This is a genomic window from Paenibacillus tyrphae (genome assembly GCF_000722545.1).
Classification (GTDB): domain Bacteria; phylum Bacillota; class Bacilli; order Paenibacillales; family NBRC-103111; genus Paenibacillus_G; species Paenibacillus_G tyrfis.
Window position 1 is genome coordinate 122,933 of sequence record NZ_JNVM01000005.1, and the last position, 16,553, is coordinate 139,485.

Here is a 16,553-nt window from a genome sequence, read left to right on the forward strand (position 1 = left end):
CGATGACGGATCAAAATAAAGCGTTGCAACGTTGGAGACTGATTCTCGGAGACGCGTCCGAAGAAAAGCTCGCAGAATACTCGCAAGGAGACGGCTTGCTGGACGGCGAGGCGAAAATATTGGACGAAGCGCTGGCGGCCATCTACGACGGCACCGGGGGCACGGGGCTGGAAGCCGACGCCTCCTCGGGGCCGCGTTCTGCGGGGCGGGGCCCCTCATCGCCCAAGGTGGCGAAGTGGCTCGCGGATATCCGCACCTTTTTTCCTTCGGACATCGTCTCGGTTATTCAAGCCGACGCCATCGAGCGCAAAGGGCTGACGCAGCTGCTGTTCGAACCGGAAACGCTGGCGCAGGTGAAGCCGGATATCCGCATGGTCGCGACGCTCATGGCGCTGCGCGGCAAAATTCCCGAGAAGACGAAGGACACGGCACGGCAGCTCGTGAAAGCCGTGGTGGAGGAAATCGCCAAGAGGCTGGAGCACGACATCCGTCAGGCCGTCACCGGCGCTTTGAACCGCCGGAAGCATTCGCCGCTTCCGTCCTTATCGGGGATGGATTGGAAAAAGACCATCCGCGCCAATCTGAAGCATTACGATACGGAAACAAAGCGGCTGATCCCGGAGCGATTTTATTTCTTCGACCGCGCCCGTAGAAGCAAAGAATGGACGGTCATTTTGGATATCGACCAGAGCGGATCGATGGCCGACTCCGTTATTTACGCCTCCGTGGTCGGCTCGATTTTTGCCAGCCTGCCGGCGCTCGACACCCGTGTCGTCGTTTTCGATACGGAGGTTGTCGATTTGACGGAGCAGTGCGCGGACGACCCCGTCGATATGTTGTTCGGCATTCAGCTCGGAGGGGGGACGGACATTAACAAGTCGGTCGCCTACTGCGAGCAGTTCATCACCGAGCCGAAGAAGACGCTGTTTATTTTGATCTCCGACCTGTACGAGGGCGGGAATCGGGCCGCGTTGATTCGCCGGATGGGGGAAATGCGGCAGGCAGGCGTGCAGGCGCTTTGCTTGCTGGCCCTATCGGACAGCGGCGTTCCATCGTATGACGAGCAGGTCGCCAAGTCGCTTGCGCAGCTCGGCATTCCATGCTTCGGCTGCACGCCGGATCTGCTCCCCGAGCTGATCGAAGGCGCGCTGCAAGGACGGAATTTGCAAGAGCTCGCCGTGAAGGCGGGGAAGGATGCGAAGAAGTAGATTGTACGACGGTTGAGGCAAAAGGTTGAAGGTAGCGGTCGGGCAGAGGATGTTTTTGCCCGGCCGCTTTTTTTGCTCGATTGGGGGATTCTTGCAGTTGCAACAGCGAAGTCGACAATCCGCAGAACGGTGGAGTCGAAGCGCTAGGTAACACTCGGAGGGCGGTATAACTAGAGGAACTCTGATGCGCTAATTCTAGATTTTGGCACGCTATCGGCACATAGAGGAAGCAGGATGCTTTATCGGTGTCGAAAAACTTTCGTTGCCGTGGATTTCGGCCCGATAGAAACACTACAGTTCCGCTAATTATCGCAGATCGGCTAAATTGACCGGCTTAGAGGAACGTGGGTTCCTCTATTTGGAAGATGGCGTTCCGTCTCGCTTGCGTCCCTCACCCGGATTCCAGACTTATTATGCTTACCGCCCTACGTCCTGTTACGCTCCGCTCAACCTCCGCTCGTGTCCAGTTATATCAGCTCAATCCTGCACGCAATTTGCTCATTCTAGCGGTATGACACCTGTGTCCATTCTGCTATTCCCTTCTGCGTCGTTTCACACACTCCGCTCATGTCCCGCTTATGCCCCGCTACGTCGTATCCCGCCCGCATCCCACCTCCGTCTCATTCGTATCCCGTCCACCTGAATCCAGTCCCCGCCCAGCACCTATCGTGTGTCCCCAGCCAGTCACCTTATCCCATCATATCCCCCCACACATCCCGCCATATCCTCGCCTCTTCCGTCTCGGCCCTGCCCCTCGCTACCTGAAAAAATCAAACCTCATTCCTGAAGTTCATGCATTGTTCGATTGAACCGTATCCGCCATAATGAGCTTATTAAACTAGAGGGGGAAAAGAACGATGGCAAAAGTGATGAAGTGGGCGCAGGTCGCCTTGGCCGGGTCGCTGGCCGTAAGTCTCGCCGCGTGCGGAACGGACGCGAATAAATCGGCGGCAGGCAGCGGCGGCGCAGGGTCAAGCGGAGAGGCGGCGAAGGAGAAGGACAAGTCGGGCGCGGTAACGATCACGTTCCAGAACATTTATCCGGACCCGACCGCACCGAATCATAAAATCATGAAAAAGATCGTCGCGGATTATACCGCAGCGCATCCGAATATTAAGATCGAGCTGGATTCCCTCAATACCGACCAGCAAAAGCTGAAGCTCAAAACGCAAGCCGCAGCCAAAGAAGTGCCGGACATCACGATTGTGAACCCCGCCGCGCAGATGAAGCCGTTCGTCGATGCGGGCCTGCTCGCGCCGCTGAACGATATGCTTGACCAGAACGGGCTGAAGGATACGTTCCAAAAAGGCATCCTCGACTACTATTCGTTTAACAATAACGTGTATGCGCTTCCGGACGGCAACAATATTGCGCTCGTCTTCTATAACAAAGAGCTGTTCAGTCAAGCGGGCGTCGAAGTGCCGAAGACGTTCGAAGAAATGATCGAAGTCGTCAAGAAGCTGAAAGCCAAAGGCATTACGCCGATCGCCATCGGGGAAAAGGACAGCTGGACCGGGTCGTTCCTGTTCATGAACATGCTGCTTCGCACGAATAACGGTCCCGGCTTCCTAAAGGACGTGCTGGACAAGAAGAAGACGTTCGGCGATTCGGCATTTACCGATGCGGCAAGCAAGTTCCAGGATATAGTGCAGGCGGGCGCGTTCCAGGAAGGAGCGACCTCGTTCGACTACAATGCGGGAGAGAATCTGTTCAAGACGGGCAAAAGCGCGATGTATATCATGGGAACCTGGGCCACCGGCGCGATCGACGATTCGTCGGTAAAGGGCAAAATCGGCGTCTTCAAGTTCCCGACCGTGGGGGGCAAGGGCAACCCCGATCAGTACATGATCGCTCCCGGCAGCGCCTTCGCCGTATCGGCAACGAGCAAGCATTTGAAGGAGACAAAGGAATTCCTCAATTACTTCATGGTCAACTTCCCGAAGGTATCCTTCGAGATGAAGAACGCCGTCGGGATTGGGCAGAAGGTGGAAGGCGACTTCAAGGCGGCTGGCTATTCGCAGCTTGCCATGGATATCCTGGAGCTGTTCAAAAACATACAGGGCGGCGATCTCGCCTTCGATAACACGATGAATCCGGGAACGGCGCAGGCGCATTTGACCAGCATCCAGAATTTGTTCGTTCAGAAAAAAGATCCGAAGGATGTCGGCAAAGAGCATCAGACCGCCTTCGAAACGAACAACAAGTAACGACGGGCCGGAATCGGAATCCAGCAATATTGCCGCAGCGCGCGCCGGAGAGGCGCGCGTTCCCTTGCCCAAACAAAAAAACGAAATCAATAGGTTTCGCTTCGATCATCTCATGCTACACACTACCAGTCACATTTTGCCAAAGGAGGTGCCCTTGAGCCGTGCATGCCATGAAGGTTTCCCGGCGGACGATCGCCGTCTTCGTTCTTCCCTGCCTGCTGCTCTATATCGGTCTGGTGTTCGTGCCGATCCTTGTGTCGTTCTACAGCGCCATGCTGGATTGGAACGGCATCGGCGAAGCGCGGTTTATCGGGCTGGACAATTTCAAGGAGCTGTTTACGAAGGATGCGGTGTTTTGGCCGTCCGTAGGCCGCACGCTGATGTTCGCTGTATTTTCCATGGCAGAGATTCCGATCGCGCTGTTCGTCGCCATCCTGATCAGCCGTTACGTGCGCAAGCCTAATTTTCTCGTTTCCAGCTACTTTCTGCCGGTCATTTTATCCGTTGTCGTCGTAGGTCAGCTATGGAAAACGGTTTACAACCCCGCTTCGCTCGGAGGCATGCTGAACCAACTGCTGATGATGGTCGGCTTGGATTCGTGGGCGAAGCCGTGGCTGACCGATCCGAATACGGCGATGATCGCGCTGTATTTCGTCGCGCTGTGGCAGTATCTCGGTTACCATGTGCTGATCCAGTTCACGGGTATCCAGAACATTCCGTCCGAAATCTACGAAGCGGCGCGGATTGACGGGGCGGAGGGCTTTACGGCGGACCGCTACATTACGTTCCCGATGGTCATCCCGATTTTCAAAATCTCACTGGTGCTCGCCATCATCGGCTCGCTGCAAGCGTTCGACATGATCATGGTCATGACCGGAGGCGGTCCGGCCCATGCAACGGACGTGACGTCCACCCACATGTACAACATGTCGTTCCTGTCGATGCGGTACGGCTACGGCAGCGCGATGGCGGTGTTTCTGGTCATCGAGTGTCTGGCCGCCACGCTGCTGCTGAATGCGGTATTCCGGCGGATCGAGAGCAAGCTATCTTAAGGACGGGAGGGATGTTCCAATTTCGATAAATTCATCTCCGAATGCGGCCGTGCAGCGAACTTCCATACGCCTGCGGAGCAAGACGTTCAAGTGGAAAAAGGCGGCGGTGCTGCCGTTCCTGTCCGTCCTGTTCGTCACGCAATTGTATCCGCTCGTCTGGCTGGTGCTGTATTCGTTCAAAACGAACGAAGAAATATTGGATGGCAGCTTCTTTTCCTTGCCCCGCGAGCTGCGGTGGCAGAACTACAAGGATGCCTACGAGGGGGGGCATTACCTGCAATATTTGTTCAACAGCCTGCTCGTTACCTCAGTAACGGTGGCGCTGGTCATCATCCTAAGCGCGATGGTCGCTTATGCGATCACGCGATTTCGCTGGCGCTACGGCACGCTGGTCATGACGGTGTTTCTGATCGGCATCATGATTCCGCTTCAAGCCACGCTGCTACCCCTCATGATCATTTTCAAAAACATCGGCATTCTCAATACGCATTTGGCTTTGATTTTGCCCTACATTACGTTCTCGACTCCGATTGCGGTGTTCGTCTTGAGCGGATTCATGAAATCGATCCCGTATGAAATCGAAGAATCCGCCATCATGGACGGGGCCAGCGTGTACCGGACGTTCCGCAACATCATTATGCCGGTCTCGGTTCCGCCGATCATGACGGTGTGCATCCTGACCTTTATCTCGATCTGGAACGAGTACATTTTGGCGGCGACGTTCATTTCGTCGGAGAAGCTTAAGACGCTGCCATTCGGGGTCAACAGCTTCATCGGCCAATATTCGGTCAATTATGGCGCAATCGGGGCGCTTCTCGTGCTTGGGGCGCTGCCGGTCATCATCATCTATTTTGCATTATCGGAGCGGATTACGAAAGGCATGGTGGCGGGAGCGGTAAAAGGGTAGGAAGCGGAAGCGGGCGGAGGATAAACCCCATATTCGCCCTCCAATCTCGCGTGATATGATAGGAACAGTAAGGATACGGAAAGGGGAGTTTCCGGTTGAAGCGAGGTCTTCATTCCATTCATACCCGTCTGTTTCTGCTGTTCCTGTTTTGCATGCTCGGGCTGCTGCTTATCGTCAGCGCGCTGTATTACAAGCGGACAACGGATCAACTACACCAGAAGATTGGGGAGATCGCGCAAAAAAACTTTTCGCAAACGATGGACTTGTTCGACCTGCTGCTCAAAGGGTACGACAGCCTGACCAAGTCGCTGAACGGCAACCCGGATTTGCAGCGGCTGCTGCAGGTGCCGCCGACGCAGGATTCCGCGCTGCGCATGATCAACGAACGGACGATCACGAATCTGATCGGGGCGATCTATTACTCCCGGGAAGATATGATCGGCATTCATGTCGTGGCGAATTCGGGTGCGATCTACAGCTACGGCAACTCGATGAGCGTCATTGACCCCGGCTTCGCGAACTCCTCGTGGTACCGGAGCATACGCGAATCGTCCGGCGAAATGGTATGGTTCGGCGTCAAAGAGCATTCGATCATCGATCAGGCGGAGAAAAGGCCCGTGTTCGCCTTCGGGCGGCCGCTTTACGATCTGCACGAGCATCGGCCGATCGGCATCGTGCTCATTGAGACGGACCCGAAGCCGATCTTGTCGGGGCTTGCGAACCTGAGCCTGAGCCCGCGGAGCGAGGTCTATATCCTGTCGAAGGCGAGGCAGGTGATGGCCGTGTCCGCACAGACGCCGAAGGAGCTTTCCGTCGCGGACTATTGGAGCGATGCGCTCGGCGACGGCGAGGTCCGGGTCGATCCGCAGGCGGGGCGTCTGATCGTCGCGTCCAAGCCGTCCATGGCGGATTGGCAGGTCGTCAGCTCGACGCCGGATGCCGATCTGAACGTGGAGCAGGATCAGATGAAGCGCTTTTTGCTGCTGGTCATCTCCGTGCTCGTCGTCGTCTCAACGGCGCTGGCGACGTTTGTATCGCGGACGATTTCGTCTCCGCTCAAGCGGCTCATTCAGCAGATGAGGCAGGTGGAGCGCGGCAATTTCCGCGGTCTGCTGCACGTTAAGTCGTATGAAGAAATCAACATCCTGGTAGCGTCCTTCAACCAGATGGTCAACCGGATGGACGAATTGATCGAAAGAGTCAAAGCGGTGTCCATCAGCGAAAAAAATGCCCAACTGCTGGCGCTCCAATCGCAGGTGAACCCGCATTTTCTGTATAACACGCTCGACATGATCTATTGGATGCTTGACGAAAAAGGGAACGAACGGCTCGGCAAAGTTGTGTTATCGCTTTCACATATGTTCCGCTACAGCAGTCATTGGGAAGGCTCTTCCGAGGTTCGGCTGCGCGACGAGCTGGAGCAGATCCGGGACTATCTGACGATCATCGAAGCGCGGCTTGAAGGAAGGGTCTCCGTCGAGATGGACGTCGATCCCCGGTGGGAAAACATCCGGTTGCCGAAGATGACGCTGCAGCCGGTAATCGAGAACGCGGTCAAGCACGGACTTGAGCGACTTGATCGCCCCGGCGTACTGCGTGTCTACGCGAAGGCGGACGACCGACGGCTCCGGCTGTATGTGGAAGATAACGGCAGCGGCATGGAGCCGCATGTGCTCGACCGGCTGCGGCGTTCGCTCGGAACGAATGCCGTGCCGATGGGAGAAGAGGCTGCGGCGGTGAAGGCCGGGGAATCGCGGCGCGGCGGGATCGGTCTGCAGAACGTGCACCGCCGGCTGGGGCTGATGTTCGGAGAAGCGTATGGGCTGCAAATCGATAGCTCGCCGGGGACTGGAACGACGGTGACGATCTCGATGCCGCTGCCCGGGGAAGGGGGAACGGAAGCATGAAGCTGCTCATTGTGGATGACGAAAAGGTGATTCGGGAAGGGATCAAACGCACGGTGCGGGGCGCGTTTCCGGACGCGGAAGTGCATTTGGCCGCCTCACCGGAGGAAGCGGTAGAGACGCTCGCCTCCTGCCGGATCGACGTCGTGTTGACGGATATTTTGATGCCGGGAATGACCGGACTGGAATTGATGCGGCTTACCCGCCGCAGGCACCCGCAGGTGAAATGGGTCGTCATCTCCGCGCACTCGGAATTTGCGTATGCGCAGGAAGCAGTCCGGCTCGGAGCCCGGGATTACTTGCTGAAGCCGATCGGCAAAGAGCGGCTGGTCGAGCTCATTCATACGCTGCGGGAAGAGCTGCGCGAAGAGCATGCCGTCTCGGCGGAAAGCCAGCTTTTGAAGCAAAACCTGAAGTATTTGCGCGAGGCGGTATTCCAGCGCTGGGCGGCGGGGCTCGATATCGGCCGCTTCGACATGTCGGCTTTCGAACGGAGTTATCCCGAATTTCACTTGGTTTTGGTCGCGCTGGGCAGTCCGGGAAAAGCGCATCTGGAGCATTTTATCGTCGACAACGTGCTATCCGAGCTGATCGAGATGCGGGGGGACGGATTCGCCGCCAGTCTGGACAGCCATCATCTGCTCGGGCTTGCGGCGCTGCGTCCGGGTACGGCGGTCGAAGCGTTCCACGAGGAGCTTCATGCCCACTTGAAGCGCTATGTGAAGGTACCGTTCCAGATCGTTCACAGCGGGCCGGTGACGGATATCCGGTCGGTGCCGGAGCAGGTAAGGCGGCTGCGGTCCCGGACGGCGGCGCCCGCGGCTGCGTCCGAACGCGAGTCCTGCGGAGACAGCCCTGTCGAGGTGGCGCTGCAATATATCCGCATGTATTTCCACAGCGACCTGTCCTTGGAGAAGGTGGCGTCCGTTGTGTACTTGAACCCGGTCTATTTCAGCCAGCTTTTCAAGCAAAAGACCGGTCAGGGGTATAAGGAATACGTCATCCACCTGCGGATGGAACGGGCTAAGGAATTGCTGCAGGACCCGCAGCTGAGGCTCGCCGACGTAGCCGAGCGGATCGGCTACCAGGACATGCGGCATTTTACGCAGGTGTTCCGCAAAAAATTCATGCAGACGCCGACGGAGTTCCGGCAGCGTTTGTCGATGGGAGCAGGGCGCGGTTAACGGCCGTTAGGCCCGATGTTTGACGATCATGTCCCGCTATGGACAAAACAACCCCGGCGCGTGATACAATGGCAGCATATGGATGACGGAGTACGGGAGTGAGAGGATGCCGGATTGGTCGTATCAGACGTTGTTTCGCCCGTTGTTGTTCGAACTGCCCGCCAAGACGGCCAGGGATTTCACGCTAGGCGCTATGGGCCTGCTCAGCAGACTGCCCGGGGGAACGCTGGTCATTAAGACGCTCGGGCATATGGAGTCGCACCCGATTCTGGAAAGCGAGGCGTGCGGGGGACTGCGCCTGAAATATCCCGTCGGTCTCAGCGGCGGACTGGATGTTCACGGCACGGCGCATCGGGCGCTGGCTCAATTCGGGTTCGGCTTTATTGAGATCGGCCCGGTGACGGTCCGGGAAGTAACGGACGATCGTCCCATTCGGAGAGAGGTGTCCCGCGAAGCGCTGCTGTATCCGAACGTCGGCGTGAACGAAGGGCTGGAAAAGCTCGTCCGGTGCATGCAGCGCAAGCAGGGGCACCGGCTGCCGCTGATGTTCCGGCTGCGGCCGATGCCGGGCGCTTCACCGGAACAGGCGCAGACGGAGCTGCGGCGGATGATGGAGCGGCTTGCCCCTTGGGCCGCCGCGTTCTACATCGACAGCGTCGATACGGGCTGGCCGCCGGAAGAGACGGCAGCGTATCTAAGCGCGGTCCGGCAGGCGTCCCGGGAGGTAGCCCCGGGGAAGCCGCTGCTGCTGTACGTGGCGCCGGATGACCCGGCGGAACGGCTGAAAGCGCTGCTCGATGCGGCGGCATGGGAGGGCATCGTTGTGGGCGATGCCGTGCGGACGCCCGAGGGCTTCGTCATCGGACGGGAGGCCCTTGCGCCGGGCGTGGAACGGGTGAAGCAGCTTCGGCAGCTTGCCGGACCGGAGCTGACGATCGTTTTGGCCGGGGGCATCCACGAGCCCCGGGACGCGCTGCTGGCGGTGGAAGCGGGAGCGGATGGCGTGCAGCTTCACAGCGGGCTCGTCTACTCCGGGCCGGGGCTGCCGAAGCGGATCAACGAAGCGCTGATCTACGAGAAGGTGCGGGAAGCGGAGAGTCCGCCGGAAGCGTCCTTTTGGCGGGACTGGGGCTGGATGTGCCTGCTCGGCCTCGGCATGGTCATCGGCGGCATTTTGGCTTGGATGATCGCGGCGACGTCGGTCATGCTGCCGTACGATGTGCTGTATCTCGGCATGGATCAGACGATGCTCGGACAGGCGAACCGCTGGCTGCTCGGCTTTATGTCGCACGACCGGGTCACGCTGGCGGGAACGATGATCTCCATCGGCATCTTGTATTACCAATTGGCCCGGCACGGGCTGAGAAAAGGGCTGCACTGGACGAAAACCGCCTTGACGACCTCCGGTCTGGTCGGCTTCAGCAGCTTTTTCCTGTACCTCGGGTACGGGTATTTCGACCCGCTGCATGCGCTGGTGGCGGCGGTGCTGCTGCCGATGTTCATTCTGTCCATGCGGACGCGGGCCGACCGGCCTTCATACGATCCGCCGAATGTGGCGAACGACCGGATCTGGCGGCAAGCCCAATGGGGCCAGCTTCTGTTCGTTACGCTCGGCTTCGCGCTAGCCGTCGGCGGCGTCGTGATCGCAGGCGTCGGAATCACCTTCGTCTTCGTCCCGACGGACCTCGCTTATTTATGCGCTTCGGCGGAGATGCTCACGGACATCAACGAGCGCTTGATCCCGCTGATCGCGCACGACCGGGCGGGCTTCGGCGGCGCTCTGTTCTCGAACGCCCTCGCCGTGCTGATCATCGCTTTGTGGGGGATCGGCCAAGGCCAGCGCTGGGTATGGTGGACGCTCATGCTGGGCGGTTTGCCCGGCTTTTTAGCGGGCCTCAGCGTGCATTTTCAAATCGGCTACACCGATTTCGTGCATCTGCTTCCCGCGTACTTCGCCTTCCTGCTGTATGCAGGCGGCTTGATTCTGCTGTATCCGTATTTGATGCGGCGGCCCGCGCGAAGCGGACCGTCGACAGACGCCGTGCTTACCCAAGACATCGTTCCCGAATGAGGACGATGTCTTTTTTTGCTACCACATGACAGGGGAAATAGGTTTTTGTAGTAAAAAAATGGCGAACGGGGAAAATAAACGGGACAGTGGAAATCATTCGCACAAAAGGTGGGGCAGCATGATTCATCATTCTCTGGCCATCGAAGCGGTCATTATCGCCATTGTGATCGTAACCATGTGGTATTCCGTCTCGAACTTCATCAGCATCAAACGGATTATTATCGGCCGCCCGATGCGCCTGAAGGAGCTGAATGCCCAGCACAACAAGCTGTTTTGGATCATGGCGCTGCCGATCCTTTCCGCCGATTTATATTCGTCCGTATCGTACGGCCCGGAATCCGGAATGACGGAGCTTGCCGGACTCGGACCGGATGCCAAATGGGTGATTCTCCCGATTACGGCCTCGACGGTCATTTTGCTCGCCATTTTGATCGTTTCGTATATTATGGGAGTTCTCGCTTATCCGAACGGAGGCGGCGCTTACGCGATCGCCAAGGATAATTTTAAAAGGCCGCTGCCTTCTCTCGTTGCCTCCGCCTCCTTGCTGGTCGATTATATTTTGACCGTCGCCGTGTCTGTCTCCGCTGCCGTCCAAGCCGTAGCCTCGGCGTATCCCGCCATCGGGCCTTATAAGACGGCGCTTGCCGTTTTATGCGTTGTTATGCTTCTGTTGGTGAATTTGCGGGGAGTGGCGGAATCCGCGACGATTTTCGCTTGGCCGACGTTCTTTTTTATGGGATGCATGCTTTGGCTGATTGCCGCGGGGTTCCTCGACGAATTCCGCCATGGCTTCGTCCAGCCCCAGACGCCGAGCCTCGGCACCGTTCCCCAAGGGCTGACGCTGCTGCTGGTGCTCAAAGCGTTCAGCTCCGCTTGCTCCGCCTTGACGGGGATCGAAACCATTTCCAATGCGGTGCCCATCTTCCGGGACCCGAAACAAAGAAGCGCCGTCAAAACGTATCTGGCCTTGGGGGCGATAACGGGAGTTACGCTGCTGGGCTTTGCGTATCATCTATATGTGAAGGGGATTACGGTAAACCCCACCAATACGATGCTGTCGCAGCTTGCTCAAAGCTATTTCGGTAAAGGACCGCTGTACCAAATCATCATCTGGTCGACGTTTATCGTCCTGATTCTGGCCGCGAATTCCACGTTTACGGGTTTTCCGCAGCTGTCGGCGCTTGTGGCAAGCGACGGCTTTTTACCCCGGGCGCTAACGAACCGCGGAGACCGGCTGGGCTACTCGAACGGCATTATTTTGCTGGCCGGGGTCGCCATTATTTTGATCGAAATTTTCCATGCGCAGACCAACGCCTTGATTCCTCTATATGCCATCGGGGTATTTCTATCGTTTACGATTGCGCAAATCGGGCTATGTATGCGTTGGATGAAGGTCAAAGGGCGGCTGTGGAAAACAAAGCTTGCGGTCAATGGGGTCGGGACAGTCGTTACCGCGATTGTCGCCATAATTTTCGCCGTCACGAAATTTGTGGACGGGGCTTGGATCGTGTTAATCGTGCTTCCCACGATTATTTTGTTTTCCGTCGCCGTTCGCCGTCATTATAACCAGGTCGCAGAGGAGCTGCGAATTGATCCTTCCCGGATGAAGCCGGAAGCTCACCGCGTGCGGACAATCGTTCTGGTTTCCGGCGTGCACCGCGTCGTCTACCACACCGTTTCTTTCGCCAAAAGCTTGAATACCGATGTCACGGCGCTGTTCGTCGGATTTGACGAGGAATCGATTGAGAGGATGAAGCAAAAATGGGAGGAGTGGGGCAATCCTTTCCCATTGGTTACGCTCCGGGGAGAGTTTCGCTCCCTGCTCTCTCCGATTTCCCAATATATCGGCAAGCTGGAGGACAAGGAAGGCCATCCGGACCGTATTCATTTGATCCTGCCCCAGTTTATTCCGAGACGGTGGTGGCACAACATGCTGCACAATCAAAGCGCGCTGCTTCTCCGTTCCTGGTTTTTCAGGAACAAAGACGTCGTCATTACGACGGTGCCTTATCATTTGCGAAAGTAGCGACAACCGGCATGCAATAGAAAAAACAAATATAAACGAAAAAATAGTTTTTGTTTTATGATTGACAAAGTTTCCCTTCCGCGTTTATGATAACCGTATCTTGAATGGAGAAAGGAGGCCGATCCACATGATCCGCCATGATGTTTTGTTGTCCGACCGTTTGAGCGACAATCGCATACCGGAATTCGTTCCATCGGCCTCTACGGGCCCGACGTAAGCGAGAGCAACCCCCGGCACGTTCATTTCATGTACGTTCCGGCAGGGTCCTTCGTTTGCATCGATACAACGGCATGAAGAGCAGCGCAGTGAGCTGTGAGCTTGCTCCATGCTATCGTACGCATAGACGCGTGACATGACGACCGTAGGCTTATGGCTTACGGTCTTTTTGCATTCATTTTTACCGGAATAAGAGAAACAGGAAGGAAGTTTGTCATCATTTATGTTTACTTACAACGATCAACCATTAAACGAAAAATATTACCGCAAGGTGCAGCTGCCGGCGGGCGATCTGCACGTTTTTGCCGGAGACAGGCTGTTCGAAGCGCTGGATTACAAAGTGTTCGACATGGCCAATAACAATCTGCAAATTCCGAACCGGCTCTACATGAGCTATACGCCGGACGTGCACGTAGGCGTCGGCACGTGCATAGGCACGACGGCGGTGTGGGAAGCCGCGAACGGCTACGTCTCCCCGTCGATTGTCGGCAGCGATATCGGCTGCGGGATGCGCGTTCACCTGACGAATCTGCACCGGGACGATCTGCAGGAGGTGAAGCTGCGGCGCAAGCTGGTCAAGGCGATCGAGAAGGTACTGCCTTCCGAAGAGCATGCCCGCGGGCACTTCTCAGACATCCGGCTGGAGCACGTGCTGCGCAAAGGACTGCACGGTCTCCCCAAAAAATACATCCCGGACGGCTACACGCCGAAAAAAGCGACGTCGCTCACGCATGTCGAGAACAGCAAGTTTGCTTTTGACGAGTCGCACTTGGACCGCCTGCCCGAGATGTACTGGCACCGGTCCCACCGGCAGCTTGGGACGCTCGGGAGCGGGAACCATTTTGCCGAAATCCAGGCGATTGAGATTCACGAGGACAACCGCGCCATTGCCGAAAAATGGGGACTGCGCGACGGTCAGATCATCGTCATGATCCACTCCGGTTCGAGGGCTTGGGGTGGTGCGGTCAGCCAATACGGCGGCTCCGAGATCGGCAAATGGATGCGCCGCATGGGGACGGGAACGGCCGATCCGCGGCTGATTTTTGCCCCGCTGGATAGCGAAGCGGCTGCGGCTTACGTCCATCTGATGTACTCCGCGCTGAATTATGCCGTGACGAACCGTCACCTGATCGCATACGCCATCCGGGAAGCGTTCCGGGATGTCTGTGGCTCGAAGTTCGAAATGACGACGTTGTACGATCTGATGCACAATTACGCTTGGGAAGAGACGCATGGCGACACGCCTTTATTCGTGCATCGCAAAGGGGCGACGAGGGCGCTGCCGGCGCAGCATCCGGACAATCCGGAGCCATATCTGGCGACCGGCCACCCGGCCCTGATCCCCGGTTCCATGGGCACCTCGTCGTATTTGATGGTCGGCCAGCCCGGCGGGGAACGCAACTATTACTCGATCTGCCACGGCGCCGGCCGGATTCGCTCGCGCAGCGCGACGAAGCGGCTTGTAACCGTCGATCAGTTCGAATCGTCACTGCGCGTCGGAACGGCGGACGAAATCGTCGTCAACCAGCGTATGCTCGAGTCAATCATCGACGAATCGCCGCAGGCGTACAAGGACGTCGATCAGATTATCGAAAGCGTGGTCGGAGCCGGACTGGCGTCCGTCGTCGCCAAATGCAAGCCGCTGGCGAGCATCAAGGGCGTTTAATATCGAATTAATCCAAAAACAATGAAACGAGGAAATAGTTCTACTATGAGTTCTGTTATTAAAATAAATGAAAAAGCAAATCATCCCCAGCCGATCATTACCGCTTCCGGCGACGGCTTACCGGGCCTCGAGCTCGTCGAATACGGCGATTACGCCTTCGTTATTCAGTCGATCCAAGCCCGGCTGGAGGGACAGTACCGGACCCGTTTTCAGCTATATGTCCAAGAAGATTACGGGCAAGATCTTTGGGACCAACTGGAGCGCGACATACAGGCGTCGAACCCCGACGTCGAGCGGCTTTGTGCCGTCTTCGATACGGTGGAGGCGCGCACTTTCACGTTCGGAGACGCGATGGAAGGGGAAGTACCGCGCATGTTCCCGTCGCTGCGCAACAACGTGTTCGTCTACCCGCGCTTCCGGGTGGCCATGGCGCGGGTACCGATGTTCCGGCAGCATGGCATTTCCTGCGAGGATTTCATCTGGGCGGAATCCGATGCGGGCTTGGCTGAGTTCCTGACCGATATGTCCCGCCGGCAGCGGCAGTACGACCGGGAGCAGGTGACCGTATTTAAGGATACCCGCGATGGGCTGGACCGCGAGCGCGAATCGTTGACGCGCGGGGTAAGGCGTGACGAAGTGGTGATGAACGAAGGCGTGAAAACGGAAATTTACCGTTCCATCGACGAGTTTTTCGCGCAGGACCGGCACTTTTTCCAAACGTACGGTCTCCCCTACAAACGGGGCATTCTGCTGTACGGCAAGCCGGGCAACGGCAAGACGACCTTGGTCAAATCGATCGCGGGCAGCGTGGACGCGCCAGTTGCTTATTGGCACATTACCGAGTACACGACAAGCGATTCGATTCAGGAGGTGTTCGAAGCGGCTGTCCGCATGGCCCCGATGGTACTCGTGATCGAAGATATCGATTCCATGCCGGAGTCGGCACGGTCGTATTTTCTGAACACGCTCGACGGGGCGACCTCGAAGGAAGGCATTTTCCTGATCGGAACGACGAACTATCCGGAGAAAATCGACCCGGCGCTGATGAACCGTGCGGGCCGTTTCGACCGGGCCTACGAAATCAAGCTGCCGGACGAAGAGCAGCGCCGCAGCTATCTGCTGCTGAAGCGGCTGCACGAGCTTCTCGACGACGAAGCGGTGGCGGTGGCGGCGAGAGCGACGGAAGGATTCACCTTCGCGCAGCTCGGCGAGCTGTATGTGTCGGCGGCGCTGCGCAAGCATTACGAGCATACCGTTGATGTGGAGCAGCTTGTGCGCGAGATGAATACGGAGCTTGGCAAAGGCCGCACCCAGCTGTGGCATTCCGATCAAAAATCGTCCCGGGTCGGATTTACGACCGGCTGAGTATCACCGGAAGGTTCGCCCTCGTTTGCCGGAACGTGTTACAATGAGCTTACATTTCTGGAAACGAGGGTGATCGGTATGGAGCAAGTATTTCGGGAACGGATCACAACGGAAGAGCAGCTGGAAGCCTTGCTTCCGGTCTTGGGAGGAGCACCGAGTAAGCTGGTGGTGGACAAAGTCATCCACGCGCTTGATGCGCACGGCAAAGCGTTTATCGCCAAAGCGCCGTTTGTCGCTGTCGCGACGGCCGACGCCGAGGGACATTGCGACGTCTCGCCGCGCGGCGATGCCCCGGGGTTCGTGCATGTGCTGGACGACCGGCATTTGTTCATCCCGGAGCGCCCCGGCAACCGCCGGATGGACACCATTCATAACATCATCGCCAATACGCACATCGGCCTGATTTTCATCATCCCTGGCTTGGAAGAAACGTTTCGTGTGAACGGCAAAGCCTGTGTCACCCGCGACCCGGAGCTGCTCAAGCTGACCGCCGTGAATGGACGGGAACCTCTGATCGGCATCGGCGTCGAGGTGGAGGAATGCTTCATGCACTGTGCCAAAGCGTTCAAGCGGTCCGGGCTGTGGAAGCCGGACTCCTGGCTGCCGGAGGGCGATCGGCCGTCCCCTGCGCAGATCCTCGCCGCCCATGTCAAGGGCAAAATAGAGATTACGGCGGATCAAGTAGATCAAATGCTGCAGGAGAGCTACACGAAGCGGTTGTATTAATTTAGAGGTATTGGGGACAAA

11 protein-coding genes are annotated in these 16,553 nt (G+C 57.4%); all 11 read left to right on the forward strand.

Annotated elements, in window-relative coordinates; translation table 11 throughout:
• Positions 1 to 2: 2 nt before the first annotated feature.
• On the forward strand, positions 3 to 1,208 hold the full coding sequence (locus ET33_RS06290) for a VWA domain-containing protein (RefSeq protein WP_036678035.1): 1,206 nt from the start codon (positions 3 to 5) through the stop codon (positions 1,206 to 1,208).
• A gap of 857 nt (positions 1,209 to 2,065) precedes the next feature.
• Positions 2,066 to 3,415 (forward strand): extracellular solute-binding protein, encoded by a 1,350-nt coding sequence (locus tag ET33_RS06295; protein WP_036678039.1) that lies wholly within the window; start codon positions 2,066 to 2,068, stop codon positions 3,413 to 3,415.
• A gap of 170 nt (positions 3,416 to 3,585) precedes the next feature.
• A complete protein-coding gene (locus ET33_RS06300) occupies positions 3,586 to 4,467 on the forward strand; it encodes a carbohydrate ABC transporter permease (protein ID WP_374701652.1) in 882 nt (293 codons plus the stop codon).
• 19 nt (positions 4,468 to 4,486) lie between these two features.
• Positions 4,487 to 5,374 carry a carbohydrate ABC transporter permease gene (locus ET33_RS06305; RefSeq protein WP_407668083.1) on the forward strand — a complete coding sequence of 296 codons (888 nt, stop codon included), beginning with the start codon at positions 4,487 to 4,489 and terminating at the stop codon, positions 5,372 to 5,374.
• Between the two features lie 95 nt (positions 5,375 to 5,469).
• Entirely contained in the window at positions 5,470 to 7,281 is a 1,812-nt protein-coding gene (locus ET33_RS06310; RefSeq protein ID WP_036678047.1) for a cache domain-containing sensor histidine kinase, read from the forward strand.
• On the forward strand, positions 7,278 to 8,462 hold the full coding sequence (locus ET33_RS06315; protein WP_036678049.1) for a response regulator: 1,185 nt from the start codon (positions 7,278 to 7,280) through the stop codon (positions 8,460 to 8,462). Before ET33_RS06310 ends, ET33_RS06315 begins: the two co-directional genes overlap by 4 nt.
• Before the next feature lie 106 nt (positions 8,463 to 8,568).
• On the forward strand, positions 8,569 to 10,533 hold the full coding sequence (locus ET33_RS06320) for a dihydroorotate dehydrogenase (protein ID WP_036678052.1): 1,965 nt from the start codon (positions 8,569 to 8,571) through the stop codon (positions 10,531 to 10,533).
• Positions 10,534 to 10,651: 118 nt separating this feature from the next.
• On the forward strand, positions 10,652 to 12,559 hold the full coding sequence (locus ET33_RS06325; protein WP_036678056.1) for an APC family permease: 1,908 nt from the start codon (positions 10,652 to 10,654) through the stop codon (positions 12,557 to 12,559).
• 439 nt (positions 12,560 to 12,998) lie between these two features.
• The gene (locus ET33_RS06330; protein WP_036678059.1) at positions 12,999 to 14,441 is read left to right on the forward strand and encodes an RtcB family protein; all 1,443 of its coding nucleotides are present in this window, start codon (positions 12,999 to 13,001) and stop codon (positions 14,439 to 14,441) included.
• A 45-nt stretch (positions 14,442 to 14,486) separates the two neighbouring features.
• A complete protein-coding gene (locus ET33_RS06335; protein ID WP_036678060.1) occupies positions 14,487 to 15,806 on the forward strand; it encodes an AAA family ATPase in 1,320 nt (439 codons plus the stop codon).
• Between the two features lie 78 nt (positions 15,807 to 15,884).
• A complete protein-coding gene (locus ET33_RS06340) occupies positions 15,885 to 16,532 on the forward strand; it encodes a pyridoxamine 5'-phosphate oxidase family protein (protein WP_036678063.1) in 648 nt (215 codons plus the stop codon).
• Positions 16,533 to 16,553 lie beyond the last annotated feature (21 nt).

Bases quoted from the DNA above. Each gene is read 5' to 3' on its own strand.
- ET33_RS06290 (WP_036678035.1), top strand. From the start codon at position 3: ATGACGGATCAAAATAAAGCGTTGCAACGTTGGAGACTGATTCTCGGA.
- ET33_RS06295 (WP_036678039.1), top strand. From the start codon at position 2,066: ATGGCAAAAGTGATGAAGTGGGCGCAGGTCGCCTTGGCCGGGTCGCTG.
- ET33_RS06300 (WP_374701652.1), top strand. From the start codon at position 3,586: ATGAAGGTTTCCCGGCGGACGATCGCCGTCTTCGTTCTTCCCTGCCTG.
- ET33_RS06315 (WP_036678049.1), top strand. From the start codon at position 7,278: ATGAAGCTGCTCATTGTGGATGACGAAAAGGTGATTCGGGAAGGGATC.
- ET33_RS06320 (WP_036678052.1), top strand. From the start codon at position 8,569: ATGCCGGATTGGTCGTATCAGACGTTGTTTCGCCCGTTGTTGTTCGAA.
- ET33_RS06325 (WP_036678056.1), top strand. From the start codon at position 10,652: ATGATTCATCATTCTCTGGCCATCGAAGCGGTCATTATCGCCATTGTG.
- ET33_RS06330 (WP_036678059.1), top strand. From the start codon at position 12,999: ATGTTTACTTACAACGATCAACCATTAAACGAAAAATATTACCGCAAG.
- ET33_RS06335 (WP_036678060.1), top strand. From the start codon at position 14,487: ATGAGTTCTGTTATTAAAATAAATGAAAAAGCAAATCATCCCCAGCCG.
- ET33_RS06340 (WP_036678063.1), top strand. From the start codon at position 15,885: ATGGAGCAAGTATTTCGGGAACGGATCACAACGGAAGAGCAGCTGGAA.